The 26,801-nt window shown below is 40.4% G+C and carries 18 protein-coding genes; 9 read left to right on the top strand and 9 right to left on the bottom strand.

From position 1 onward, the window contains the following. Positions 1 to 465: 465 nt before the first annotated feature. The 4 genes from VHA01S_RS12015 to VHA01S_RS12000 form a co-directional block, all read right to left on the bottom strand. The gene (locus VHA01S_RS12015; protein WP_023404644.1) at positions 466 to 2,286 is read right to left on the bottom strand and encodes a hypothetical protein; all 1,821 of its coding nucleotides are present in this window, start codon (positions 2,284 to 2,286) and stop codon (positions 466 to 468) included. A gap of 96 nt (positions 2,287 to 2,382) precedes the next feature. Next, the gene (locus tag VHA01S_RS12010) at positions 2,383 to 3,144 is read right to left on the bottom strand and encodes an oligogalacturonate-specific porin KdgM family protein (protein ID WP_023404643.1); all 762 of its coding nucleotides are present in this window, start codon (positions 3,142 to 3,144) and stop codon (positions 2,383 to 2,385) included. Positions 3,145 to 4,514: 1,370 nt separating this feature from the next. Then, positions 4,515 to 5,957 (bottom strand): hypothetical protein, encoded by a 1,443-nt coding sequence (locus VHA01S_RS12005; protein WP_023404642.1) that lies wholly within the window; start codon positions 5,955 to 5,957, stop codon positions 4,515 to 4,517. 79 nt (positions 5,958 to 6,036) lie between these two features. After that, positions 6,037 to 6,795, bottom strand: coding sequence for an oligogalacturonate-specific porin KdgM family protein (locus VHA01S_RS12000; RefSeq protein ID WP_023404641.1), 759 nt, complete (start codon positions 6,793 to 6,795; stop codon positions 6,037 to 6,039). Between the two features lie 1,119 nt (positions 6,796 to 7,914). On the opposite strand from VHA01S_RS12000, the gene VHA01S_RS11995 reads away from it, so the two are divergent. From VHA01S_RS11995 to VHA01S_RS11985, 3 genes are all read left to right on the top strand, one after another. Continuing rightward, on the top strand, positions 7,915 to 8,931 hold the full coding sequence (locus VHA01S_RS11995) for a polysaccharide lyase family 7 protein (protein ID WP_023404640.1): 1,017 nt from the start codon (positions 7,915 to 7,917) through the stop codon (positions 8,929 to 8,931). Positions 8,932 to 9,223: 292 nt separating this feature from the next. After that, positions 9,224 to 9,931 (top strand): oligogalacturonate-specific porin KdgM family protein, encoded by a 708-nt coding sequence (locus VHA01S_RS11990; protein WP_039970814.1) that lies wholly within the window; start codon positions 9,224 to 9,226, stop codon positions 9,929 to 9,931. A 457-nt stretch (positions 9,932 to 10,388) separates the two neighbouring features. Beyond that, positions 10,389 to 11,093, top strand: coding sequence for an oligogalacturonate-specific porin KdgM family protein (locus VHA01S_RS11985; RefSeq protein WP_023404638.1), 705 nt, complete (start codon positions 10,389 to 10,391; stop codon positions 11,091 to 11,093). A gap of 100 nt (positions 11,094 to 11,193) precedes the next feature. Here the strand turns inward: VHA01S_RS11985 and VHA01S_RS11980 are convergent, their stop codons facing one another. The 3 genes from VHA01S_RS11980 to VHA01S_RS11970 form a co-directional block, all read right to left on the bottom strand. Then, positions 11,194 to 11,901 carry a 3'-5' exonuclease gene (locus tag VHA01S_RS11980; protein WP_023404637.1) on the bottom strand — a complete coding sequence of 236 codons (708 nt, stop codon included), beginning with the start codon at positions 11,899 to 11,901 and terminating at the stop codon, positions 11,194 to 11,196. A gap of 3 nt (positions 11,902 to 11,904) precedes the next feature. Beyond that, complete coding sequence (locus VHA01S_RS11975; protein WP_023404636.1) at positions 11,905 to 13,770, bottom strand: DUF294 nucleotidyltransferase-like domain-containing protein; 1,866 nt, start codon at positions 13,768 to 13,770, stop codon at positions 11,905 to 11,907. A 182-nt stretch (positions 13,771 to 13,952) separates the two neighbouring features. Then, on the bottom strand, positions 13,953 to 14,672 hold the full coding sequence (locus tag VHA01S_RS11970) for a FadR/GntR family transcriptional regulator (protein ID WP_023404635.1): 720 nt from the start codon (positions 14,670 to 14,672) through the stop codon (positions 13,953 to 13,955). A 603-nt stretch (positions 14,673 to 15,275) separates the two neighbouring features. Between VHA01S_RS11970 and VHA01S_RS11965 the strand changes: the two genes are divergently transcribed. Both VHA01S_RS11965 and VHA01S_RS11960 read left to right on the top strand, forming a co-directional pair. Continuing rightward, positions 15,276 to 15,986, top strand: coding sequence for a FadR/GntR family transcriptional regulator (locus VHA01S_RS11965; protein ID WP_023404634.1), 711 nt, complete (start codon positions 15,276 to 15,278; stop codon positions 15,984 to 15,986). A gap of 210 nt (positions 15,987 to 16,196) precedes the next feature. Next, positions 16,197 to 17,486 (top strand): MATE family efflux transporter, encoded by a 1,290-nt coding sequence (locus VHA01S_RS11960; protein ID WP_039970819.1) that lies wholly within the window; start codon positions 16,197 to 16,199, stop codon positions 17,484 to 17,486. A gap of 220 nt (positions 17,487 to 17,706) precedes the next feature. On the opposite strand, the gene VHA01S_RS11955 is transcribed toward VHA01S_RS11960, so the two are convergent. Both VHA01S_RS11955 and VHA01S_RS11950 read right to left on the bottom strand, forming a co-directional pair. Then, positions 17,707 to 19,845, bottom strand: a complete 2,139-nt coding sequence (locus VHA01S_RS11955) for a heparinase II/III domain-containing protein (RefSeq protein WP_023404632.1) — start codon at positions 19,843 to 19,845, stop codon at positions 17,707 to 17,709. After that, positions 19,845 to 22,016: a heparinase II/III domain-containing protein gene (locus VHA01S_RS11950; RefSeq protein WP_023404631.1), complete on the bottom strand. Its 2,172-nt coding sequence runs from the start codon at positions 22,014 to 22,016 to the stop codon at positions 19,845 to 19,847. Before VHA01S_RS11950 ends, VHA01S_RS11955 begins: the two co-directional genes overlap by 1 nt. Positions 22,017 to 22,331: 315 nt before the next feature. Here VHA01S_RS11950 and VHA01S_RS11945 point away from each other — a divergent pair, with 315 nt between their 5' ends. From VHA01S_RS11945 to VHA01S_RS11930, 4 genes are all read left to right on the top strand, one after another. Beyond that, complete coding sequence (locus VHA01S_RS11945) at positions 22,332 to 22,667, top strand: cupin domain-containing protein (protein ID WP_023404630.1); 336 nt, start codon at positions 22,332 to 22,334, stop codon at positions 22,665 to 22,667. A 32-nt stretch (positions 22,668 to 22,699) separates the two neighbouring features. Continuing rightward, a complete protein-coding gene (kdgK, locus tag VHA01S_RS11940; protein ID WP_023404629.1) occupies positions 22,700 to 23,623 on the top strand; it encodes a 2-dehydro-3-deoxygluconokinase in 924 nt (307 codons plus the stop codon). Positions 23,624 to 23,669: 46 nt separating this feature from the next. Continuing rightward, positions 23,670 to 24,293, top strand: coding sequence for a bifunctional 4-hydroxy-2-oxoglutarate aldolase/2-dehydro-3-deoxy-phosphogluconate aldolase (locus tag VHA01S_RS11935; protein ID WP_023404628.1), 624 nt, complete (start codon positions 23,670 to 23,672; stop codon positions 24,291 to 24,293). A gap of 595 nt (positions 24,294 to 24,888) precedes the next feature. Next, the gene (locus VHA01S_RS11930; RefSeq protein ID WP_023404627.1) at positions 24,889 to 26,640 is read left to right on the top strand and encodes a sodium:solute symporter family transporter; all 1,752 of its coding nucleotides are present in this window, start codon (positions 24,889 to 24,891) and stop codon (positions 26,638 to 26,640) included. Positions 26,641 to 26,801: the final 161 nt, after the last annotated feature.

Genomic DNA, 26,801 nt, shown 5'->3' with positions numbered 1-26,801 from the left:
AAAGCAAGTTATATTAACAATAAATATCCAAAAAATAGACAATTATACGACTTTTTCACTTAAATCGTTGTAAAGAAAGCTACACATATAATAAGACGTGTGTTAAGTCGCAAGAACAAACATCAGACAAGAACTGTTATTAGCACCATAAATGCGAATACATCTTAATTGCAATAATGATATATACCTCTGTATTGAAAATCCTCATTAACCTTATACTAAGGCCACCTTTTTCCAGTGCGCTATAGCGTATAGAATATCCACCCTCAGTATTTCGCTATATCAATCACCGTCATTAAGCATTCAGAGATAGTATAGGAACCCGCAGCAATTGAGGTGTTATCTTCATATAGTCACGAATATAACCAATCGAAACTAAAATTTATTTTACCTTTTTCGCTAAAATACAGTTAAAAAAAAGCCGACAATTCATGTCGGCCTTATTATCTATGTAGTCAGATAGATTTAGAACAAATCTGATGCTACGTTGTCAAAGTAAGTATAAGTACCAACACTGCTACTATCACCTACATACATAACAAATGTGGTTGGAGCTAGTCCACCATCAAACTCTGCTTTCAAGTCACCAGGAATCACTTCACCATTAATAGTTAGTGTGATGTCATCACCAGACCATGCAATTTTTACATCAACCCATGTATCTCTTTCATACTCGGCAACATCTTGCTGAGAACCAGTTTCATCTCTAAATTTCACGTCACTAGAGCCAAACACGACTTCTGTGAAGCGTTTTGATGAAGAAGCACCTTTATCTGTACCTAAGAATAGATAAGAGGATTTTACATAGCCATCAGCCGGAATATAAACAGATGCTGAAACAAAACCACTTTCAGCCGCACCATTTTTAAATTCTTTTGATACTAAAGGCTTCAGGCTTCCACTATCAGCTACATCTGATCCGCTGTTATCTTCAAGATATAAAGATTTACCATTTGAATCAGCTGGGTCAACTCTAACTTCAGCAAATGTAAATGTACCATCAACATTTGTTGCTGTGTAACCATTCAAACCGTCAATTTGAGCACCAATGTCGTATGATTCAAAATCATCTGCAATAACAACTTCTTCAGAACCACCGTCGTCTTCAGAGCCGCCATCATCTTCAGAACCACCATCGTCCTCTGAACCGCCATCATCTGCAGCGCCAGATTGGTTTTGAACTGTTGCTTCATTCGAGTTGCTGTTATAAGGGTCAGCTGACAAGTTGTGACCATCTGTATAGCTATCAAAGTTATCTTCAAATACTAGCTCTTCTGCACCATCTTCAATGTTGTAAACCTTGAAATTGTCAGCAAGCAGTTCGAAGTGAGTCGTATTGCTGTTGTCACCCATCTTGATTGCAATAACTTGTACTGCTGCATTTTCCATCGCGTAGGCAAATGGACCGTACGAAGTACCGTTAATGTTGAATGAGTACTGATCGTTTTCACCCCACTCAATCTCAACTTCAAGCGTCTCACCTAGCGTGTAAGTGCCAATTGCATCAGAAAGCTGTGGCTTACCATCAACAACAGTGTTTGAACGATAGAATACTTCACCACTGTTCAGAACTAACTCACCATATAGGTTAGAGTTACTTGTGCCACTAGCATATAAGCTGATGTAAGCGTTATTGCCATTGTCATCTTCAGCTTCAGTTGTGCCTTCATGCTTTTGGTAAGTCAAATCAATGGTGATTTTACCTTGAGCAATTGAATCAACCAATGCACCTGTTGAGCCATCAGATAATTTCAGACGAAGTTCACCTGTATCATCTGTCATTGTATCGATGATCTGAACGACATTATTAAAGCCAGCATCAGCGTTTGCTTTTTCTACTGCTGCTTTAATGTCCGCATTATCAATTTGGTTTGTACCTGATAGGTCACCAAAAGCGGCAGTGCTTACAACTAGCGCACCGTCAGTCAGAGTATAAGAGCCATCAACCTCAGTTGAGCTACCATCATGGTAATAAGTAAATGTAATATCACCATCAGATTCAGTGTACGGAGTTACAGTGATTTTGTACTCACCTGGAGTTGCATCATCATCGTAATAAGTTTGATTAGTGCCATCAAACACATAAATATTAGGTAGGTCTACAGATTGTGTTGAAGAAGATGCACCTGCTAATTCCCAATAAGCTCCAGACAAAGCTGAGCTAGGTGTCGAACCACCAGTATCACCACCACCAGAAGAACCATTCTCAGAACCAACATCGAAATCACAACCGAACAAAAGTCCGGTAGACAGTGCTACTGCAATCGCTGACTTAGAAACTTTCATATTATCTCTCTTTATATTTCACTGTTTGTTATGTAGGTGAGCGTCATCTATTTTTTATGAGCACTCACCTCATTTTGGATGTTATTTTATTTATTTTTAGAAGTCGTATTTCAGGCCTAGACGAGTTCTTGCCTGACGGTCACCAGAAGTTGAACCGTAGTCCACTGTCCAGAATTCTGCGTAAGGAGTAAAGTTACCCATTTTGTAACCAACGATTAGACCGAAATCCCATTCCCAATCTTCGTTGTTTGCTAGGCGCTCGTTGTCATGACTCTTAACGTAGTTACCTTCATAGCTCAAACGTAGGTTTTTCAAGCTTTCTACTGGGATCTTGTAAGAACCAGTAAGTGTGATTTTACTTTTCTGAGTTGTTTTACCAGAAACGTCAGCTGAACCGCCGCCTGCAAGAGAAATAGTTTGACCTTCATTCGTGTACTCACGGAACTCGTGACGGTAACGAATAGCAGTTGTTAGACCAAAGTCCGCTTTGTAACCCACGCGGAACTGAGGTTTATACGTTGTTCTGCCGTCACCAAATGTGATTGGCATGCCTGGTTGTAACCACCACTGTTTGTTCAAAGCGTAACGAACACCCCAATCAAATTCTGAATCGCCACGCTCTACGTGACTCCAAAATGCTTGATGACCATTCTCATCTGCTTCACTTTGGAACTTTTGCTCAACACTAAAGTATAGTTTCGTCTTATCCGCTACATTTACAGATTCGCCAATTTTGATTCGATGTGCGAAGTCTTCATCTTTGTGTTTGTATTCGCCACGATAGTTCAGTGATCCTGCACTTACCGCACCAGTGAATAGCGTAGCGACTACAGCTAAAGCAATTTGATTTTTATTCATGATGAGATTTACCTTTTTTTATCCATCGACATTTGAATTAATGTATGACAATTAGTTTAGTGTAAGCCTCTACAGCAAACTGTGATGTGGGTACAAAAAGTTAACTAGGCGCGATGCGCATATTAGAAGCGGGAGTCAGATCGCACATTTACAATCGAATTTAGATGCTTATCTTGCTTGTTTTATATTTTTTTGCTTAAATTTTCGGTTTTTATTTTTCTAAGGGCGGAATTTGCAGTTAGATAGTTGTCTTATTAAAGACGGGACTGGTACAACGTCTTACTAAATCGTACAAATATAAAGCAGTGACTGCAGCTGTGTTTTTCCGAAAGGAAGAATATTGATGTATAAATCGTTGTAAAACATCGCAGAGCTATTGACGCCTACTGCCTTAATAATGACTCAAGCTAATCAATTAATGCTCCCCTACTTCCTTTATAGATACATCATTTTCAATTACTCAATGTACTTTCATTAAGGTAACCACCGAGTGTCAGTGGTACAACTCTCAACATTCCATTGCAGCAGTAGCACAAAGTATATAGAGAGATAGAGAGATAGAGAGTCATCTTTTACGGACACACACCGATTAAAACAAATACCAGTTAACGTTTGTGACACAAACTCATCTAAGACCGATACGTCTTGCATGGACGTTCAGTGACCAAATTTATTTATAGGTAGCTTTCTTAAACTCACACTCCCTCTAATAAGAGTGGCTCCTGTAATGAGCTTTTAGCTATTCAAAGAAAAATAATTTGTGATTGGTTCACAATCTGATGCTTGTAGGAAAATCTGTATGCATACTACTTATTTTCTAAATGAACCTTTTAAGGACACACACCGATTTGGAGAACGGATATCGATTGACATGTAACCATTGGTGTTACTATTTACTGACAGGAAAACAATAACTTCTGTCGTTTTACAACACCAACTAGTTTTTACTTAGCCATTTTTTCAAACCATTTTTCGGCTATAGACGGTAGAAAATAGTTTTGTTACCGGAGCTGCTGCTTACTTAAGCATTTCACAGTTGGGACTCATAGCTAACCGTTAACCCGAAGCGTGGTGTTTAGAAAATGATTGGCAAATTAAAAGGGATGCAAGCAGTTACTTCTTGGGGGGAGAATTATCGAAATGTATGATTTGTGAGATCGATTTTTTAGGACACACACTGCATAGCGGCGCTGTTGCTGAAATAATCTCTATTTCAAATTGACAACCAAAACCTGATCATCTGATGATATTTTGTATACACAATAATTAGAATCTCTGTTCAATTATTGCCACAAACACCAATAGAATAGAGAAAAAAAGACCAACAAAAAATGTTGGTCTTTTTAGAGAGTCAATAAGGGCTCTATATACTAGAATAAATCACTATTTACGTTGTCGAAGTAGGTTACAGTACCGGTTGAACTGTTGTCACCACCGTACATAGCAAATGCAGTTGGTGCTCCAGTAACATTCTGAGCTACTTTGCCTTTGTATTCTGTTCCATCAACAGTCACTGTCACATCAGTACCTTTCCAAGAGATGGTAACGTTAACCCATGTATCTCTAGTGTAATCCTGTAGAACTGTTTGTGTTGAACCATCAGCTTCTCTAAATTTCACTGAATCACCACCAATAACTACTTCAGTAAATCGTTGTTTTGAAGAAGCTCCAGCGTCAGTACCTAAATAAAGATAAGATGATTTTCCAATATAACCAGTATCAGACACATAGAATGAAGCTGAAACTGAACCACTGTCTGCTGCACCATTGGCAAACTCTCTACCCACAACAGGTTTAGCCGCTGTACTGCTATCTTTAATCTGTAGAGCTTTACCATTTGCATTTGCAGGGTCAACAGTGATAAGCGCTGTTGCAGTAGCATCGCCTTTGATTGTATACACAGCTGCATCAACTGCGTCACCAACAGCATAATTTTCAAAATTTTCAGTTACAGTACCCGTGGCTGCACCACCAGTATTACCGCTACCAGCACTGCCAGCACTGCCACTGTCAGTAGTTCCACCTTCACCAATAACAACAGCTTCGTTACTATTAGTATTATATGGAGCACCGGAAAGAACATGCCCTAGAGAATAAGATTCAAAGGTATCTGTAAATATTTCTTCATCACCGGCATCAGTAACATTATAAACTTTAAAGTTATCAGCAGTTAGTTTAAACGGCGTTGTGTGGCTATTATCACCCATCTTAATAGCAATCACTTGTACTGGCACAGTAGCTTTCTCTTTCGAGTAAGGGAACGGTCCATATGAATCATCACCGACCTTAAATGAATACTCGCCATTATCCCAAGTGACCTCTACTGGTATCTGTTTACCTGGTTCGAAATGACCAACAGAATTAGAAAGATCTGGTTTACCCTGATTTGTACGGTATAAAACGTCACCGTTATTATTAAGAACAACCTCACCGATTAAGTTATCGTTTTTAGCATCATCCCCATACAAGGTAATATATGCATAGTTACCAGAACCATCATCAACTTGGTTTGGATCATCATTAACATAAGTTAAATCAACAGTTATTTTACCTTTAGCAATACTAGGAAGAACTGCTGCAGTTGATTTATCCGCTAGTTTTACACGTAATTCACCAGTGTCAGTTGTTGATGTATCGGTAATTTGCACTAATTTATTAGCAACAGGTTGACCTGGGTTTGGAACCGTCACCCCTGCGTTACCACTTTCATTACTATTAGCTGGAGCATTATTTTCGCTACCAACATCGAAATCACAACCAAATAACAATACACTTGATACCGCGACAGCGATAACTGATTTAGAAATTTTCATATTATCTCTCTTGTATTCTGTTAGCTACGTGTTGAAGGAGCGGAGCCCACTCCTTCAATTGATATAATTCATATTTAAGTTAGAACTTGTATTTCACACCAACACGAGTTCTTAGCTGACGAGTATCGGTTTTAGTACCGCTTTTACCCTTCACATTCCAAAGTTCGATGAATGGTTGGAAATTATTGACTTGGTAACCAATGATTACACCAGCATCCCAACCCCAGTTTTTGTTGTTTTCAATACGGACATTTTCATAGTTGTGGTTGTAGTTAGCTTCGTAGCTCAACTTCAAGTTTTTCAAGCTTTTTTGAGGTAACTTATATGAACCGGTTAAAGTAATTTTACCTTGTTGGAAAGTTTTACCAGCACGTAGCAAGCTTTCACCGTCGACAGTAGTAGAACTACCTTCTGCATCACTTGTATAAGTTTGGAATTCATGACGGTAACGAATCGCAGTGGTCAAACCAAAGTCAGCTTTGTAACCAACACGGAATTGAGGTTTATAGGTCGTTTTCTCATTAGAGAAAGTAATCGGCATACCTGGTTGAATGTACCAATTTTTAGTTAAATCGTAACGAACACCCCAATCAAACTCAGAGTCGCCACGCTCTACTTCTTTCCAGTAGTCTGATTTGTCATTACTATTAAATTTTTGTTCAACACTAAAGTACACCTTAGCTTGATCTGTAGCTTTTACTGAAGACCCGATCTTTACACGATGTTGGTATTCATCTGAATTGTGTTTATATTCTGCGCGATAATCAATTTGGCCTGCACATGCAGCGCCAGCAAAAATAGTAGCTACAACAGCTAGAGCAATTTTAGATTTAGTCATGAAGAATTTACCTTTATATCCGCTTGGGTATTGAACTTAATGTATGACAAATAGATTACGGTAACATTTGCTTACAAACTGTGACGAGTGTGGGATTTTTTACTTTGATTATTATGTGAAGGGAACTTGTTACACAAAGCATGCTTCATTTTATATTAAACTGATAAATATGAATTCACAGACAATAAAACCATCAAAGTACAATATAAAGTGTATTATGTTAAGCGGGCCCCATATATTGACATATAATAAATTTATGCAATAAATCGCACACGGTGTATCCATGTCATGTTTTTTAAATTAGCCACATAAAAAGATCATTTAACCCCTGCTTTTTCTGTAATAAATCATTACAGACATACGCATATCAATAAGCAATTACGCGCATAAGTAATACTAATATTAAGAAAAAATAAGAGCACTTAGCGATTTAAGTATTACTTAATTACAAGCTTAATTGCCTTATCTGAGGTTAATTTGTTAGACATTTACTCGCAGTGTTTATACCGCCAAGAGTGATTAGATGGGTAATCAAGAGACAGAAATTAACGATATAAGTACTCCTCTGTTTTAAAACTACCCCACCTATTGGGTCCGTCGTTATGTTTTATAGGTCAATAGATAAAGAGAGCATCTCTTAACATCGTTGTTTGCTATAGATTGATGCAAAGCACGAGATTTCAAATTGTTTAGAATTCTACAAGATCAAAAGAGTGTTCTATGCTGTTGACTGTTAACAATGAAGAACGAAAGTACTGATTCACAATCTCTCAAGTATTGGCCCTCTATATATCCATTTATGCAAATAGACTCAATATTGCGCCGTAACCTCATAGAAACGCTGAATAGTTGTATTATTAATTAATGCGAACATTTTAGTTTTTTTGCAAATGCCCTCACGGAATAGACATACAATAAAAGTGTTAAATAAATCACTCTTAGTATAACGAGCAACATTAAACCTTTAAAAACAAAAGGTTATATTCACACCGTTCAATATCAGATCCAAAATCACTTACTTAAACTTGAGTCGAGTCACAAAGCTGAACACCTTAACTTACATATGTATGACAATATGATTAGAATATTTAGAAGTATTTAGAATTAAGGTATATCAATATGAAGAAGCTGGCCTACGCAGTTGCACCACTTTTTTTGGCAATGGCATTAGCAGGATGTGGAGGTTCTGACTCAAACTCTAGTAGTTCTGATAATAGCACTCCTGACATTGGCAATGGCGGTTCAGATATTGACAATGGTAACGGTGGTTCTGATAACGGTGACAACGGCCAAGCTGAAACAAATGCAGGTTGGGATATTAATCAGTGGAAAATTACCCTACCTGTTAGTTATACCTACTATAAAGAACACTATGGTGAAGGTAATCTTAAAGATGATGATAGCGCTGCAGAACTAATCCCAGCAGATTGTAGTGGCAAAAACGAACTCACAACTGACACCAGATTGCCTTACTTCTATATTGATGCAAACAACAGAACTCACTTTATTGTTGATCTTGGCGATGATGGCATCACTACAACAACAAATAGTAACTATGCTCGCTCAGAATTGCGTGAACTCTACAACTTTAATAGTTCAGATCGCTGTTCATCTAGCAATCAAAACTGGGCTATTAATGACAGTGCTAATCATAAACTTAACGCCACTCTAAATGTTGAAAGGTACCCTAGCGGCATCAATAAAGATCCTAAGGTTGTTATTGGTCAAGTTCATGGTTATGAAATCAAACAAGCACTGATCAAATTACTGTGGGAAGGGCCTAATAAGCCAGTTCGCGCAATTATGAATGATAGTTTCTTGCCAAACAATCAAGTATGTAATAGCTGTAATTCGTTTAGTGTTGACTTAGGCACCGCAAAATCAGGCACTGATTTTTCTTACCAAATTGACGTAAATAGCCAAGGTGTGGTTTTAGAAGCTGCAGGTGTTAGAAAAAGCTTTAATTGGGGTATAAACATTGAAAATACGGGTCACGCCCTTACTCCAAACTGGGCAAACAGTAGCAACAAATTTTATTTCAAAGCGGGCGTTTACCCTCAAATCAGCCCTAGTTCTAGCTATGCAGGCCAAGTGTTTGACGTGAGCTTTAGTAAAATTGCTATCGAGCATAAATAAGCAAGCATCTCTTATATCTCCATCAAAGCGACCTCTCCGGTCGCTTTTTTATGCCTGTCGGATACACGCTAAGAAGCATTCGCAAGTATTGATTTTATTAATATGCACGCACACAAACTCATTTAAATAAAATGATGTATTTTCACCCTACTCATCTCCACTCTCAATTACATTACTAAATAAATATGCAAAATCGCGGATAAAAATAATGACAAGCTGTTTGCTATCAGCGTATTATCGCGACTTTATTTTATTCGTCATACCGTAAGACAAAATTACAGATTTATGAAAAATGATTAAAAAGCACCAGATAACGTTATTCATTGTAGCTACCGTGGTCGCTGTATCTGCAAACGCTGCCTCAGTAGACTACCGTCAAGAATATAAACACAATGATAAATCCTATGCTAGCCGTGTCAAAGTTGGCAGCAGCGTTGGCCATCACTTCTTTAGCCTTGAAGCTAAACAAACCGGTAAACCGATTTCAGATTGGCAAGCGGCAGATAATGAATTTGTCTATGGCTATAACTTCAAAGTGAATAAAAAATGGCGCATCACCCCATCAATGCCAATCACATTCGGCAATGATCGCGTCACTTACAAACCGCAAGTTCGTGTGCAATACAAATTTGATTCGGGTTTAACCAGTAAACTTCGTTACCGACATGAATTTCGCAACTACACTGGCGACAAATCAGATAAAGACTCTATTGATCGCAGTAAAATCACTGGCAACTTAGACTATAAAGTTGGTGCATTGCAATTGGGATTTGAAGCTAACTATGCAGAAGATTTCTTTCATGACAATGAATGGTTTGGTGGTAAATCAGCGAAACGTCACAATGAATGGGATTACAACGTTAAAATTGGCTACAAAGAAACCGATTGGGATTGGAGACCTTACATAGAGCTAGGCAATGTTCAATACAGCAACGGACCTAGTGTCACTAACAGTAACCGCCAATTACGCACCCGTGTAGGTCTAACTTATAGCTTTTAAACACACAATATTTACAGCTAACCATATTTGATAGGTCTTACTAGTAACCAGTACGGCCTATCACTACTGCCCATTATTGGCCCCTTATTTGATAATAGTTGATAGGTGATTTTCAAAACCAACACAGTGCGAATACACCCTCCCTCCCCTGGAAAAACAAAGCTGTGAGATGCATCACTAAATCCTCCGCATACTCATCAAGCTTTATATTAAAACACCTAAATTCAGTTCGATTACCCGCACATAACTGAAGGTTTAGCTATTTTTATGCAACTTAATGCATTAAATATAAACATCTATAAAAACAATAGCTTACTCAACAAGTCGGTGTCGTTAGAAAATATAAACGCCTAAAATCGATATTTTCAGTGAGCTAGCTCACATGCATATCACTCAGCGAATCCTTACACTATTTGTCATACATTAACACCAACATATGACTCCTAAGGGTTATCAAATGAAAGCTTTAAACAAAGTTACTCTTGCTCTAATTACCACTGTGGCAGCCGCTTCAGTAAGCGCTGCTTCTGTCGATTTCCGTCAAGAATATAAGCATGAAGACGAATCATACGCTAGCCGTATCAAAATTGGCTCTAGCGTCGGAAATCACTATTTTGGTTTAGAAGCTAAACAAACGGGTAAACCATTTTCTGAATGGGGCTCGGCAGACAATGAATTTGAATATGGCTATAACTTCAAATTAGACGATCACTGGCGCATTACCACTTCTATGCCTATCACTTTCGGCGATGATCGCATCACTTATAAACCACAGGTTCGCGTACAATATAAGTTTGATTCAGGACTCACCACAAAGCTTCGTTACCGCCATGAATTCAGAGACTACGCGGATTCTACTGATAAAGATTCTGTAAACCGCAGTAAAATCACCGGTAACATCGACTACAATATTGGTGCATTGCAACTTGGCTTTGAAGCTAACTATGCCGAAGATATGTTTAATGATGACAAGTGGTTTGGTGGTGATACCGCTAAAAGAACCAACGAGTGGGATTACAACTTTAAAGTGGGTTACAAGGAGAAAGACTGGAGCTGGAGACCTTACTTTGAGTTAGGCAACGTTCAATACAGCAATGGCCCAAGTAGCACAAATAGCGATCGTCAGCTTCGTACCCGTGTTGGTGTTACTTACAGCTTCTAATCGCTTAGTATACCTTGCGTCTAATGCGCAAAACACAAAAATAATAAAGCCAGTAACGAGGTTACTGGCTTTCAAGTTTAACTAAATTACACTTTAAAAATTAACAGCTTAGCTTATATAGATAACCAAATTTTATATCATGCTCTGGTTCTAAACGCTTCATCTGCGCCATTAACAGTTCGGCAGTAGCCAAAGCATCACTCAATGCATTATGTCCGTTATATTCTGGTAGCTTATAACGTGCTCTTGTTCCCGATAAGGTCAAATCTACATCTTCTGTATCGTTACGCGCTTTCGCCATTTTCTTTTCAATACATAGTGTATCGAGCCAAATTAACGGTAGATCCCACATGCGATAATGGGTTTTCAGATACTGATTAATGAAATTGGCTTCCACAATACAGCCGTGAGCAACAATGATCTTGCCTAACGCCGCATCATAAAAAGCCTTCATCGCATCATGAATCGACACCCCTTCGGTGAGCATTTCAGGTGTAATATGATTGATGATCGCCGTTTCAGGTTTAACTTGTGACTCTTGATTAATATAAAAATGACACGCACCAGATAGGTCGATCTTTCGTTTCGAAATCACAACCCAACCAATGGACAAAATCAGATCATTGACACTATCAAGGCCAGTGGTTTCAAGATCTAAAACAATATAATCAAGCTCACTAGACAAGGTACCCACTTCAGGACTGGGACTTTCAAGTAGTCGCCTAAATAGCAAAGGCGTGCCCATATTCTCTACAAGTGCTTTGCGCGCACGCTTAGTACGCTCTAATACATGGAAATATTCAAACATAGCTTATCGTGTCCCAAAACGAACTTTAACGGCCTCTTGCAGATCAGCGATGATCCTAAAGGCGTCTTTTAAGTGACCTCGTTCAAAACTACCAAAGCTATTTGGATCTATGTTGTTGTTTGGCTCTTCACCATTTTTCAATGCCGTCAGCTGATGGTTAAATCTGAACGATAAAATAAACTCATACGCCCCTAAAATATTCTTGTATGAATCTTCAGACAAAAATCCTTTCTCATAAGCAGCTTGAAAACGTTTGTCTGTCGCTGAATGATCGCTTTCTACAGCTAAACCATAAATACGCGCCAAGTCGATGATCAAGGTGATGGCGTATTTCTTCACATTCAAGGTTTTCTTGTTTTCCCCTGACTTTTCCAGTACCAAGCTATTAAAGATACCTAATGGAGGGCTAGTATTGGTTGCATCATTGGTTAGCATCAGCAAGAATTCGCGACTTTGACGAATGTTGGCATACATCTCATCACGCAGCACTTTTTCAAAGTGGTTATTGCCATAAATAGAACGGATTTCTAAGAACACACTGATATTGAGCAAGCGCTCGTATTCAGGGTTGGCAACCCATTTTTTATAGTAATGTTTCCAAACGCTGACTGGCTGACACCATTTCGGATTCATCGCCATATAGTCACCCGAACAAAGCGGGTAATCACAACTTGCCAGACCATTACACACTAGGCTGGCCAAATGCTTAAAGTAGATTTTATCATTTTCAGTCACATCATCGGCCAATACAATGGCGCTATCTTGATCTGACAGCATGTGAACTTCATTTCGCGCATGTGAACCGGCCACTATCCAAGCAAACTCACAAGGTGGCGGTCCCAATTTATCAATGGAAATTTGAATAATGCGACGGGTATAGGCATCCATGATCATGGTCATTACCTGCCCTATCACTTCAGGGCCAACCTTGCCTTCAACCAAAGCTTCAAATATGGCTTGTCTTTCTGGAGTAAAGCTCGCCAATGTTGACACGCTCGTGGCGTATTTGATTTTTTCAATCAAGAAGATAGCTTGTACGCGGTGGTTCTGAACCAAATGCGAAGTGGTCAATAGACCGATGACTTTATTGTTTTCTACAATTGGTAAGTTGCGGATATTAAACTGCATCATTACCGATGCGGCGTGCAACACCAAATCATCTGGCTTAATCGTCAAAGGTGAATACGTCATTACCGTAGAAATAGGCTGATCAATCGAAGCGCCTAGCGCAATAACGCGCTTAGTCATATCACGGTCAGTAATCAGACCGACAATTTCGTCGTTATCATAAATAACTGCACAAGAGGTTCGCTTAACGATACGCATCTCATGCGCCACTTCCTGAATGGTTTGATTGGCTTGTACCACCGCAACACGACCGCTGGCGACTTCTTTAACACGTTTAATAAAGAGGCCTTTCTCTTTATCGGACCACACCACATCTAATGCCGACTTAAGACGAACTTGCGCTTTGGATGCAAAGTGCTCCGCACTCTCAGGAGACGCTTTAAATAATTGCTGCAGTGCGGAATGAGGAATCAAGTAAAGCAAGGTGTGCTCAATCGCCACCGCTTTATAGCCCTTATCGCTGTCGATTGTGCTGTCTAAAAAGGTAAAGCCGAATAAATCTTCCGCGCCTAATCGAGCTCTTAACACCCCATCAGACTTACGTTGCTCCATTGACCCTGTGCGCACGATATAAAGGTACTTTTCGTCCCCTTCAGTACACAGATCGACATTTTCACCTTTACTTAAATAAGTAATCTGTACTTGTGAGGCAAGTTCACGCAACGCAGGTTTCGGGATCTTGTCAAAAGGGTCAATCTGACTCAGAAATTGAATAATATTGGGTAGTAGAGATTCTGGCATATTAAGTCTCATTCACTATGCTGAAGGGGGAAAATCCGCCGTATAGTATTATTATATAGCTAAAGATTTAATTAGTAAGCAAAATGTAATTAATGTGAAGTGTAATACCGAAAAAAAAATTAAAAAAAAATTAAAAAAAAACACGCAAAAGCGTGCTTTTTTAACTCAAGACTAGGTTTTGCCTAGCTCACAGCTGGTAAACGGTGTTTACCTTCTTGAAGATGGTTAGCTGAAGCTTGTCTCGCTTTATCGCTATTGCCTGCCATAATTGCATCGTAAATTTCGCGGTGCTCATTAATACAGGTATTACCTTCTTCTGATGAGTGCACAATGAAATTGACGAACATAGTAGTGAGAATGTTGCCAAATGGAAGGTAGAAATCGTTGCCCGTTGAATTAAATATTAAACTATGAAAACGCATGTCAACATCAGTCCAACGCTCAATGTTTAATTCATCTTCAGATGCCACTTCCACCATCTCTTGGAACGTCTCCGAAAGCTCGATACGTTGCTCAGCTGTCGCATATTGAGCGGCAAGCGCACATGCTTCAGGCTCAATAGCACGGCGAAGGCCTAAGAATTGGAAACAGAATAGATCGACATCCGCTAAACCATCCATCCATTCAATTAATTGAGGGTCTAAAAAGTTCCAGTAAGCGCGGTTTACCACTTTTGTACCCACTTTTGGGCGAGACTCAAGCAGCCCTTTAGAGGTAAGCAGTTTTACTGCTTCGCGAAGTGCGGTACGACTAATACCGAACTGTTCACAAAGCGTCATCTCGCCAGGTAAAATAGACCCTTGAGCAAGATTCCCAGAAAGAATACCCCGAGCAATCTCCCGAGCAACTTGTACATGCAGGCTTCGTTTAGAGCCTGCTATTGAATTAAATGAACCAGCCATAATTTTAACTTACTTATATAAATGTATTATCTAAGGTTGAATATAGCACCTTGAAACGTATGCGTCACAAACAGAACTTGCAAACGTGATACACCCCAGTAATTGTAGGCTTATTGGTGAACAAAAATCGATAACGAGCCACACAATACCGCTACATCAAGCCAACAATAAGTTAACATTACATTTATTTACACCCTGTAAGAATTTCTATTTTCGTGACTAATGTCTTAATTTAGACTTGCAATTTGCCAAATTAGTCATAATTAGTTGAAGTTGTAAAATCTTATTGTATTATTTTAATAACATAATGAAGTCAGGTAGGATCTTGAATATGAACGGTTTAAGTCAATTTATTATCATACATATTCCCTTTATCCAACAATGTGCATTTACTCAAATAAGGCACATCAAATAAAAACATCGAATGCGGTATATTTCTTTGTATTTATTAAAGTAAACGATTATTAATCAACGTTACTTTTAAAGGCATATTTACCTACCTGAAAACAAAAAAGATCGTATAAAGATCTTACTGTCATTAATTAACTAATGACCTTTTAAGCGAGTTAAAGCTTGCTTTTTATATATGACTCAGGTGGTAACATGTCGTTTTTCGCGTTGGTAGAGAATTCAGACCGTCGAATTCACGTTCAAGTAGCAAGACAAATTGCTCGTAAGATTTTGTCTGGTGAACTCAAAGAAAATCAAAAGATCCCTTGTGAAACAGAGCTATGTGAAGCATTCGGGGTAAGTCGTACTGCATTGCGAGAATCAACGAAACTTCTTTCAGCAAAAGGGTTAATTCAATCTAAGCCTAAGGTAGGCACTCGTATTTGCCCTCGTGGCGAATGGCATTTTCTTGACCCTCAATTTATCGAATGGATCCAAGATTTAGAAGACATTAAACCATTTCTGGCACAGTTTTTAGGGCTTCGTAAAGCCATCGAACCTGAAGCTTGTGCACTGGCGGCCAAAAATGCCACAGTGGAACAACGCAAAGACCTCTCTAAGTACTTTCAGTGCATGACTATCGCTGCCACTGAGTTTGACTACGAACGTTGGGGTATTAACGACCTTTTGTTCCATCAAACTATCTTCTTAGCGACAGGGAATCAATTTTACGTACCTTTTAGCAATATTCTGTCGGCAATCTTTAAACAGTTTATCGATTACTCCGCAATGGGCGGACGTTTCTGTATGGCTGAGCACCAAGCCATATACGACTCCATCATGTCAGGCAATTCAGAGCAAGCGCGCATTGCATCTAGAGTGCTACTTGATGATGGCAACCAAACGTTAGCTAAAGTTTCTTAAACTAAAATATAAACTAACGTTTCATTTATTGATTAGATGCTCATTCAGTGGCATGATCTAAGTCTTAAAACTTACCTATTTGCGTTGTAACTAACGCATTCGGTCATGCTTTAAGACTTTTTTTATTAATAAAGGTACCCAGTGGCAGCTCAATCTTACATCAAGAAAAATATTTCTATTGCTTGGCCACTGGCTCTCAATGCCCTTCTGATGCAATCCATGCTGATGATCGATACCTTCCAGGTTTCTCCTCTTGGTGAAGTCTCACTGGCGGCTATGGGCATTGCCAGTACTATTGTGGCCTTTATCATCGGCATCCAAATGGCGCTTGCCAATGGCACTCAATTGGTTCTTAGTCGTGCGGTTGGCTCAGGTATTAAGTCCTCTTTAGCAAAAGGGTTTTGGGCGGGAATGAGCATCAACTTTTCGGTTGCTGTTATATTCTTGGCATTACTGCAAATATTCAATCATCAATTAATAGAAGCACTTACTAGCGATCCGTCGTTGTATCATGAAGTAAATCAATATTTATCTGTTTCACAGTATTTAGTTTTATTTAACGCAATTACCCAAGTTATTATTTCATTATTTAATAGCCTAGGAAGAACCAAAATACCTTTTAAAGGTTACCTGATTGAAATGCCACTAAATGCGATTATTTCGTATTTACTTATATATGGATTTGCTGGCTTTGAAGGAATGGGATTAAAAGGAGCGGCTACCGGCACCTTAATTGCGATCATGGTGCGAATGGCTTACCTATTGTTATGCATTCGTTACGCAGAAGATATTGAACTCCCGTTCAAAAAACACTTAAATGGCTTGGCAATGAGCATCAAAAACCACTTTATTGAAGTGTTTCCCATTGCCGCTAACATGACCATTTTATCCATTGGTGCAACGGTTTATCAGCTGCTCTATTCACAGCTCAACATCAACGCTTATGTAGCCATCACCCTAATTATGCCGTGGCTACGTTCTGGTACCCAGTTTATTACCGCGTGGGCATTGTCTTCCGCTATTTCCATCAGTCAGGCCATTGGCTCTAATAAAATGGACGATTTGGTGAAAAACGTAGACACTAGCATCAACATCGCAGTGGTGATCTCTATCATTTGTGCCCTGTTCTTTGGCGTAATAAGCCTAGTTATCAATAAAATCTACCCACACCTTGATCCTGAGACTTATGTCGCACTTGCGACCATTGCACCACTGTACATCTTCTTGCCTATTGTACGTGGATACAACACGGTTCACGGGCATGTATTGCGTGCTCTTGGCAAAACTTCTGCAGTATTTAAAATTAACTTCACCGGCCAGTGGGTTATCTCGATTCCATTGTGCGCCCTAATCATTATGAGCTTTGGAGGCTCTATCTTCTGGGCATTTGCCATTCAGCCTTTAGAAGAAATTGTTAAAGCCCTACCCTTTAGACATTTAGCGCGCAAATCATTGAAAGAATTCGACGCGGAAAAAGCGAAGAAATTAATGTACGACTAAAGATCTTGGATTTTAAGGTTTAAGGTTATGGTTTTGCTTTAAAGACAGTTGCTCGTTGTGTCGATCATATATTGCATACCATAGATCACGCCTTTCATTACTGTTGTACTCGCAGCCGCAGGACATAAAATTGAAGCATAAAAAAACGGATGTAAGCTAAGCCTACATCCGTTTTGTTTTTTGTATTTTAGTTTACTAATCCAAATGGATTAACTAGCTCTTAAAGTTGAGCAAAAGAACCCGTCCAAGTGAACGCACCAACGGTGTGCTCGCCTTGCTGAGCGCTTTCTTCTAGGTTAGAGATACCGAAGTGGTATGTGTTACCTGAAGTTGTCTTAATGCACACTACTGTACCTACTTCATTGTTTTCAGCCACTGTTACTGATTCAACCAGGCCGCGAGCATTAACAGATTGCTCGAACTCTTCGTTAAAGTAACCGTGAGTTTCAAGAACAGAAGCAAATACATGATCTTTACCAGATTGGCGGTGGATCATTGCAGGTTCGCTACGTAGGTTGAAGTCAGGATCGTTGGCGCCTAGACGCGCAAAGATCACTTCGCTGTCTGCAGTAGCGCTAGTCACTAGCGAGTAGTAGCTGTTGTTTACCAGCCAGCTCACAAGAGAACTGCCTGCTACTTTACCTGAACCTAGGTTCCAAAGGTGTTGGTAACCATCAGAATCGCCTACTGGTTTCAGTGTAGATTCAGTTTGGTATTCAAAATCAGTACGGATGATTTGACCTGTGTAGTGTACAGGTAAGTCGTATTGATGCTCTTGCTCAGATTGAATGCGGTACACATCAATAACCAATGGTTTTTCAAATTCAGGTAGATCAGCAAGTAGAATGCTACGTTGCATGTCCGTACCTTCATAGTAACCAGAAATACGACCAGACATACCTTGTAGCTTGTCGTTTTCAACGTTAAAGAAGTGTTTTGCACCAAACTTAGACTCAGCCAACGCTGTGTTGAAGTTATTTTGTGTTTTCTGATCAACGGTCACTGTGTTGTGCGCAACAGTTTGCTTACAGTAAGACTTGTTTTCAGGGATGTAACGACCGCCAAACTTAGGCTCAACGTTAACCCAACGGCCGTAACCGTAATCGTGAAGCACTTCAAGGCCACGGTTGAATACACTTAGGTGTAGACCGTCGTAGTGACCGTGATCCAGCGCTGAGTGATATTGGTGATCTGAGCCGTGCTGACCAAACCAAATAAGCGCCATTGTATCGTCATCTTGCTCATCACGATGACGCAAAATGCCTAGGCCGCCTTTGTCGCCTTTAGGGCCGTCAGTAATGTACAGGCTACCCCAGTTAAATGGCTTGATTTCGTCCGCCGCATCAACTGCATTCGACAGAGTCAAACCTGAAGTGTGTACCCAAACATTTTGTTGGTGGTTAGCCATTGCAAGTAGTGTTTCAGCTTGCTCATAACGATGGAAACAAACGCTGGTTGCCATAACCACACCTTCATCGTTGATAGAAATCGTTTTCGATGAATCGTTGCAGGCTGGCAATGAACCGTCAGGGAATGCTGTTTTAAATACCGCGTAAGAAGTGGTCTTAATAACAGAATCGTTAAACTCGTAGATACCGATTTCTGGTTGACGACGCTCAATCGCTTCCGCAAACAAGTAAATTGGACGTAGTGAGAAACGGTGGTAGTAAGGACCTTCCATGTAGTAGCCGTCTGGCGAGAACAATTGGTCAAGTTGCGCTAGGAAACCGCCGCTTACTTTGTCCATTTTCAGGCCGTACAACGCTTTATCTACTGACGCTTGGTCGTTGATTGCGTAACCACAAATACCCACTGCTGCTACCGCCCACAAACCGTGGTTGTGTACGATGTCGAAATCGTGACCGTAAGTCACCACGAACAAGTCAATCATTTGCTTGAACAAGTCGTTTTCGATAAGCGTTTTTTGCTCGTCAGATAGAGTATGGAAAACGCAAGAATACGCACAAGATGCGTACAGCATCCACATGTTTTCGTTCAGTGTTTGGTGGAAGATTTTACCCGGAGGGTTAGTATCTTTACTTACGTTGCTTTCCAGTGTTGGGTACACTTTTGCGTATGCGGTTAGCATCTCAACAATGTAATCACGGTACTTTTCTTCTTCAGTGATCAAGAACAAACGACCCGCAAGATCCATATGGATGTAGTTTTGCTTGTGACGGTTGTGCTCGTAGCCACCACCTTCACCGTGTCCAGGTACTTCAATACCCACTTGTGCCATGTAAGCATCAGTTTGCTTGATATCACGAGCCAACGCTTGACCTAGTAGGCTATCCTTACCAAGTTCTTTACGGAGTTCAACTGCTTCTTCAAAATTAAGCAGTAATGGTTGATAGCTCATTAATTAATCTCCTGAGATTGTGTTTTGACTTCCACTGAATAATATCCTGTCCAGTTGAAAGTGTGTTCATTAAATGTCATTTGGTTAACAGTAGCAGCGTCTGCGTCAGATTGATTCGAAACAAGCACAGTCACTACCGAGTTTTTGGTGGTGATTTCAATGGCTGAGCCAATTTCGTTGTGACCAATCACTTTAATATTCGACACTTGACCACGGGCATTCACCGATTGCTCAAACTCTTCATTAAAGTAACCGTGTGTCTCTACCACAGAGGCAAACAAAGTGGACTCGCCGCGACTGCGCAACATAAAGGCCGGCTCACTGCGCAAGTTGAAGCTAGGATCGTTAGCACCAGAGCGGGTAAAGATCACCTCTCCCGTACTGTTTGAACCATCGCTGTTTGAGCTAGTGCCAAGCCAAGTATGGTAGCTATTATCTTGCAACCAACTCACCAATGCGGTTTCGTTTGCTTCGCCCGCTGCTACTTTCCACAGGTGCTGATAACCATTATCTTCACCTAAGGTATTTAATTCTTTAAATGCTTCATACTCAAAGTTAGTACGGATAATTTGACCCGCATACTGATGAGAATAATCGTATTGATGTTCGCCCTCACCGACTAAACGGTAAAGATCTATTAATAACGGCGCTTCAAGCTCGTCTAGATTCAATAAAAAGACGCTACGTTGCATAGCAAAACCATCGTAATGGTTATTGGCAAATGCGCTCATCCCTTTGATATTTTTATCATTTACTTCAAAGAAATGCGGTAAGCCATGTACAGAATCAGCACGTTCAACATCAAAATAATTCTGACAGGTTTCATCAATCGTTACACTATTGTGTGCAACCGTTTGACGAGCATAAGATGGATTCTCTGGTAAATAACGGCCGCCAAACTTAGGCTCAACGTTCACCCAACGGGCAAAACCGTATTCACGCAACACTTCATGGCCGCGGTTAAACAAGGTAATGCCTAACGTATCAAAGTGACCGTGGCCCATACCGTGCATGCCGTAGTTCATCACCAATTGTGATACGTCACCGCTTTTATCTTGCATACGCACAAAACCTTGCGCGCCTTGCTCGCCTTCTGGACCTTCGTTAAGTTCCATACTTGGCCAGTACGGCAAACCAATCTCACGCTCAGCAGAGGCTTTTTCATAGGCGCGAGACACTTCAAGACCGCATGGATGCATCCATACGCTACCTTGGATCTTCGCCATTCCTAAAATATTGTCATCCAAAGCGTAGTGCGCACCATAAATGCTCACCGCAACTTTAACGCCAGCATCAGCAATGCTCATGCTTTGCGAAGCATCATTCATTGCTGGGAAAACGCCGTTCGGATATGCCGTCGCTAGCAATGCTTGTACCGTATTGCCCACCACGCCATTTTTATAATTGTAAATATCCACTTCTGGCATATGGCGATGAATAATCTCAGCCAATAATACTAGAGGACGAATGGTAAATCGTGAGTAATAAGGGCCTTCTAGGTAGTAGCCAGAGGGTGCAAATAGGTTTGACACTTGATCTAAAAACCCACTTTGCTGTTCACGATCTTTACCGTACACCGCCATTTCTAGATATTCTGGTCGGCCAATTGCCACCGCACAGGCACCCACTGCTGCCACAGCCCACACGCCGTGGTTATGAATGTGATCAAAACGGTGTGCGTATTTTTCAGTGCTCATCTCAATCATAGGGATAAAGATGCGTTCAATGATGCGCTGGCGTTGCGCTTCGGTCATCTCTGACGCAACACAAGAATAAGCGATACTGGTAAAGAGTAACCAGCCATGCTCATTTAAGATCTGGTGGAATAGACGACCGGTTGGGTTGGTGTTCTTCTGCACCTGAAAGCCCAACTCCAAGTATTTGTCTGCGTAATCTTCTAGCAGAGCAATTACAAAATCAGCGTAACGCTGCTCTTGAGTGACGAGGAAAAGACGACCCGCTAGGTTCATATAGGTGTAGTTGTCTTTATGGCGGTTATGTTCGTAACTCCCGCCATCACCATGCCCTGGTACATCTAGCGGCAAACTCATAAAAGTTTCAAGCGCGGTTACGTTTTCTGCAATCGCTTTACCCATTAAGGTAGGACGGCCTACTTCTTTACGAAGTTGCTCAATTTCTTTTGCGGTCAATAATATCGGTTGTGTCGTCATTGTGCTGTGATTCCTCAGCTAGCGAGAATTATTAAAAACACGATAAAGTAATACAATATTAACTATAATCCTATGTGACGGTCAAAAAAGAATGAATGAGGTCACACAAACAATTGCTTCCTGAATTATTTTCTGCCTATTATTAAACAGACTTGTAGTCAAGCTAAAGTTTAACGTAACAAAAAGACCTACACTTGACCTAGGTCACACAACTATAAACTTATTGTATGACAATTGAAAATAATCCATTATTATATCCTTAGTTAAAGTTAATTTTTTAGTTTGTAAAAACTCAAACCTATAAAGGAACATATCATGAATCCATTTTTCATTTCTAAAGACCAACCTTGGGAAGACTTAGGCGAGGGTCTAAGCCGTCAAATCGTTGGTTACACTGACGAGCTAATGGGCGTTCGTGTACGTTTTGAAAAAGGCGCAATCGGCCATCCTCACGCGCATGAAATTCATGACCAAATTGGTTACGTGATTTCTGGTAGCTTTGAAGCTGAAATTGAAGGCCAAAAGAAAATCCTAGTTGCGGGTGATGCTTACATCGCTCCTAAGCACTTTGTACACGGTGCAGTTGCACTTGAAGAAGGCAGCGAGCTTTTAGACCTGTTTTCTCCAGCACGTGAAGATTTTCTTAAATAATCAATAAAGCACAATTAAGCTTAGGTAAGCATATGAAATCATTAAATATTGCGATCATTGGCGAGTGCATGATTGAGCTGCAACAGAAAGGTGACCTTCTTAAGCAAGCATTTGGTGGTGATACACTAAATACTGCATTGTACCTTTCTCGTCTGACTCACAAACATGGCATCAAAACTAGCTATGTGACCGCTTTGGGTCAAGACCCATTCAGCACAGACATGCTCGCTAAATGGCAAGCAGAAAACATCGACACAAGCCTAATCGCACGTCTTTCAGACAAGCAACCGGGCCTTTACTACATCGAAACAGACGATACTGGCGAGCGTAGCTTCCACTACTGGCGTAATGATGCAGCTGCAAAATTCATGTTTGACCAAACTGAATCTGCAACACTCATCGAAACACTAAGTGGCTATGACGCAATTTACTTAAGCGGTATCACGCTCGCTATCTTAACTGAGAGTGGTCGTAACGAATTGTTCAAATTCCTTGAAAAATTTGAAGGAAAAGTCTTCTTTGATAACAACTATCGTCCTAAACTATGGGCGAGCCAAGAAGAAGCACAAAAGTGGTACTTAAAAATGTTAAGTTTCACTGACACTGCCCTTCTGACTTTTGATGATGAGCAAGACCTTTACGGTGACGAACACGTTGAGCAATGCATTGAACGTACTACAGGTGCTGGCGTAAAAGAACTCGTAATCAAACGTGGCGGTAAAGAATGTCTTGTTGTTGAAGGCGAAAACGCTAACTACGTTTCTGCAAACCAAATCGACAACATCGTTGACACTACTGCAGCAGGCGATTCTTTCAGTGCAGGTTTCCTAGCTAAACGCCTATGTGGCGGTACTGCTCTTGAATCAGCAGCAAGCGGCCATGCAGTAGCAGGTACAGTAATTCAATACGCTGGCGCTATCATCCCAGCGGAAGCGATGCCTGAACTGTCTTTATAAAAGGTCCTGCTCACGCAGACTCACACATTATTTGATGAGAAATAACATGACAACTTTGAACGAAAAACTAGCAAGCCTTAAAGTGATCCCAGTAATTGCAATCAACAAAGTTGAAGATGCAATTCCACTAGGTCGCGCACTTGTTGAAAATGGCATGCCTTGTGCAGAAGTGACTCTACGTACTGAATGTGCAATCGAAGCGATCCGCGTTATGCGTAAAGAATTCCCAGACATGCTAATCGGTTCTGGTACTGTTCTTACTAACGAACAAGTAGATGCTTCTATCGATGCTGGTGTTGATTTCATCGTAAGCCCAGGCTTCAACCCTCGTACAGTTCAATACTGTATTGATAAAGGTGTTGCTATCGTACCTGGCGTAAACAACCCTAGCCTAGTTGAACAAGCAATGGAAATGGGTCTTCGTACTCTTAAATTCTTCCCTGCTGCACCATCAGGTGGCGTTTCAATGCTTAAAGCTCTAACTGCAGTTTACCCAGTAAACTTCATGCCTACTGGCGGTGTTAGCCTTGCAAACGTTGACGAGTACCTAAACATCCCTGCAGTACTTGCATGTGGTGGTACTTGGATGGTTCCAACTAAACTAATGGACGAAGGCAAGTGGGACGAACTAGGTGCTCTAGTTCGTGACGCAGTAGCTCACGTAAACTAATCCAGTTTTAAAACATATAACCCTTAAAGCGAGCCTTGTGCTCGCTTTTTTTATTTCTACGAACATCCACTGTTACCCCAGATAATACCAATCACACTAAGTAAGTGATCAGAACTAGCGTAGGAAAAAGTCTCGAGAAAAAGGCTGACCGCTTGTAATGAATGGTTTCTCTACAACCCGTTCTTAGACAATCCGTTCATAGACAATCCGTTCATCAACAATCAAAGATGATAATGCGGTTTTGGGTGTATTGACAAGCTAAGGTGAGCAATTAAGTCCAAGGTTGGATTAAGTTCCAACAAGATTAAAAATCTAGTCTAGGCTATTAAGCATTAAACTAATATTACACTAATACTAAAAGAATATATTTTGTAATACTAAATCAAATGCACAAGTGTCGCATAAATAACCACATATAGAATATTTTTCATTTTTTTGCAATGTAAGTGATTGATTTTAAAGGGAAAAACACCACATTTAAATTCGAGCGTTAAAATGTGATGTAGATCACATTAAGTGTATATTGTAGTACAAATAAGTAAGGAAAAACGCTAAGCTTGACCCCAGTTAATCTAAGACCTTAAGGCTGAAATAAATGACTATTGATACTTTTGTTGTGATCGCCTACTTCTTCTTCTTATTAGCCATTGGCTGGATGTTCAGAAAATTTACAACATCCACCAGTGACTACTTCAGGGGTGGCGGTAAGATGTTGTGGTGGATGGTTGGTGCAACTGCTTTTATGACGCAGTTTTCCGCATGGACATTCACAGGTGCTGCTGGACGTGCATTCTCCGACGGTTTCGTCGTAGTAATTCTCTTCCTAGCTAACGCATTTGGCTATTTCATGAACTACATCTATTTTGCACCGAAGTTCCGTCAACTTCGTGTAGTAACAGCTATCGAAGCAATTCGTCAGCGTTTCGGCAAAACTTCAGAGCAGTTCTTCACTTGGGCAGGCATGCCTGACAGCATGATTTCAGCCGGTGTTTGGTTGAACGGTCTTGCTATCTTCGTTGCTGCTGTATTCCATATCCCTATGGAAGCAACCATTATCGTTACTGGTTTAGTTCTAATGCTAATGGCAGTAACAGGTGGTTCTTGGGCGGTTGTTGCTTCTGATTTCATGCAAATGCTAGTAATCATGGCGGTAACAATTACTTGTGCTATCGCTGCATACTTTGCAGGTGGTGGTATTGGTAACATCGTTAGCAACTTCCAAGGCGACTTCATGCTGGGTAACAACCTTAACTACGTGAGCATCTTCATCCTTTGGATCGTGTTCATCTTTGTTAAGCAGTTCGGTGTAATGAACAACAGTATCAATGCGTACCGTTACCTTTGTGCTAAAGACAGTGACAATGCACGTAAAGCGGCAGGCCTAGCTTGTGTCCTTATGATCATTGGTCCACTAATTTGGTTCTTACCTCCTTGGTACATGGCCGCTTTCCAACCTGATTTTGCAGCACAATATGCAGATATGGGTAGCAAAGCTGGTGATGCTGCATACTTAGCATTCGTTGAAAACGTAATGCCTGCTGGTATGGTTGGTCTACTGATGTCTGCAATGTTTGCAGCAACAATGTCTTCTATGGACTCAGGCCTAAACCGTAATGCTGGTATCTTCATCATGAACTTCTACAGCCCTATTCTACGTCCACATGCGTCGCAGAAAGAGCTAGTAGCAGTAAGTAAAGCAACCACTGTTATTCTTGGTTTGATCATCATCGCGATTGGTCTATTCATCAACTCATTGAAACACCTAAGCTTGTTCGACATTGTATTGAACATCGGTGCGTTAATTGGTTTCCCAATGCTTATCCCTATCCTACTAGGTATGTGGATTCGCAAGACTCCAGACTGGGCTGCATGGACGACTCTAATTGTCGGTGGTATTGTTTCTTACATCTTCGGTATCGCGCTTACAGCGCACGATGTAGAACACATCTTTGGCTTGAATCAAGCACTGACTGCGCGTGAGTGGGCTGACCTTAAAGTGGGTCTAAGCTTAGCAGCACACGTAATCTTTACCGGTGGCTTCTTCTTGCTAACAACACTTGCGTACAAAGGTCTTACACCTGAACGTGAAAAAGAAGTTGATCAACTATTCACTAACTGGAACACACCTGTTGTTTCAGAAGGCGAAGCTCAACAAGACCTTGATACTAAACAACGTTCAATGCTTGGTAACCTAATCTGCGTAGCTGGTTTCGGTGTACTAGCAATGGCACTTATTCCGAACGAACCAACAGGACGTCTATTGTTCCTAGTTTGTGGTTCAATCGTACTGTGTGTTGGTATCCTACTTGTTAACGCTTCTAGAAAAGGCGCACGTCAAGTTGCTTAATCGCTAATCCTGATTAAGTCTCAATACTAAAACCCTAGTTAATAGATTAACTAGGGTTTTTTGTTTCTACCCTATCCCTTTTCCTATCCCCTCGATTTTTGATTCTATTTACTACTTATGTATCAAACTTGAACTGAGGTTCGGCTTATACCAATCACACT

Origin of the sequence: Vibrio halioticoli NBRC 102217, assembly GCF_000496695.1 — a bacterium.
Lineage (GTDB): Bacteria > Pseudomonadota > Gammaproteobacteria > Enterobacterales > Vibrionaceae > Vibrio > Vibrio halioticoli.
The sequence above is the reverse complement of the archived record's forward strand: the minus strand, read 5'-3'. Positions and strand labels throughout refer to the sequence as shown.

What these genes read in the sequence shown, in the direction of transcription:
- VHA01S_RS12015 (WP_023404644.1), bottom strand. Translation starts at nt 2,286, where the DNA reads ATGAAAGTTTCTAAGTCAGCGATTGCAGTAGCACTGTCTACCGGACTT.
- VHA01S_RS12010 (WP_023404643.1), bottom strand. Translation starts at nt 3,144, where the DNA reads ATGAATAAAAATCAAATTGCTTTAGCTGTAGTCGCTACGCTATTCACT.
- VHA01S_RS12005 (WP_023404642.1), bottom strand. Translation starts at nt 5,957, where the DNA reads ATGAAAATTTCTAAATCAGTTATCGCTGTCGCGGTATCAAGTGTATTG.
- VHA01S_RS12000 (WP_023404641.1), bottom strand. Translation starts at nt 6,795, where the DNA reads ATGACTAAATCTAAAATTGCTCTAGCTGTTGTAGCTACTATTTTTGCT.
- VHA01S_RS11995 (WP_023404640.1), top strand. Translation starts at nt 7,915, where the DNA reads ATGAAGAAGCTGGCCTACGCAGTTGCACCACTTTTTTTGGCAATGGCA.
- VHA01S_RS11990 (WP_039970814.1), top strand. Translation starts at nt 9,224, where the DNA reads ATGATTAAAAAGCACCAGATAACGTTATTCATTGTAGCTACCGTGGTC.
- VHA01S_RS11985 (WP_023404638.1), top strand. Translation starts at nt 10,389, where the DNA reads ATGAAAGCTTTAAACAAAGTTACTCTTGCTCTAATTACCACTGTGGCA.
- VHA01S_RS11980 (WP_023404637.1), bottom strand. Translation starts at nt 11,901, where the DNA reads ATGTTTGAATATTTCCATGTATTAGAGCGTACTAAGCGTGCGCGCAAA.
- VHA01S_RS11975 (WP_023404636.1), bottom strand. Translation starts at nt 13,770, where the DNA reads ATGCCAGAATCTCTACTACCCAATATTATTCAATTTCTGAGTCAGATT.
- VHA01S_RS11970 (WP_023404635.1), bottom strand. Translation starts at nt 14,672, where the DNA reads ATGGCTGGTTCATTTAATTCAATAGCAGGCTCTAAACGAAGCCTGCAT.
- VHA01S_RS11965 (WP_023404634.1), top strand. Translation starts at nt 15,276, where the DNA reads ATGTCGTTTTTCGCGTTGGTAGAGAATTCAGACCGTCGAATTCACGTT.
- VHA01S_RS11960 (WP_039970819.1), top strand. Translation starts at nt 16,197, where the DNA reads ATGCAATCCATGCTGATGATCGATACCTTCCAGGTTTCTCCTCTTGGT.
- VHA01S_RS11955 (WP_023404632.1), bottom strand. Translation starts at nt 19,845, where the DNA reads ATGAGCTATCAACCATTACTGCTTAATTTTGAAGAAGCAGTTGAACTC.
- VHA01S_RS11950 (WP_023404631.1), bottom strand. Translation starts at nt 22,016, where the DNA reads ATGACGACACAACCGATATTATTGACCGCAAAAGAAATTGAGCAACTT.
- VHA01S_RS11945 (WP_023404630.1), top strand. Translation starts at nt 22,332, where the DNA reads ATGAATCCATTTTTCATTTCTAAAGACCAACCTTGGGAAGACTTAGGC.
- kdgK (WP_023404629.1), top strand. Translation starts at nt 22,700, where the DNA reads ATGAAATCATTAAATATTGCGATCATTGGCGAGTGCATGATTGAGCTG.
- VHA01S_RS11935 (WP_023404628.1), top strand. Translation starts at nt 23,670, where the DNA reads ATGACAACTTTGAACGAAAAACTAGCAAGCCTTAAAGTGATCCCAGTA.
- VHA01S_RS11930 (WP_023404627.1), top strand. Translation starts at nt 24,889, where the DNA reads ATGACTATTGATACTTTTGTTGTGATCGCCTACTTCTTCTTCTTATTA.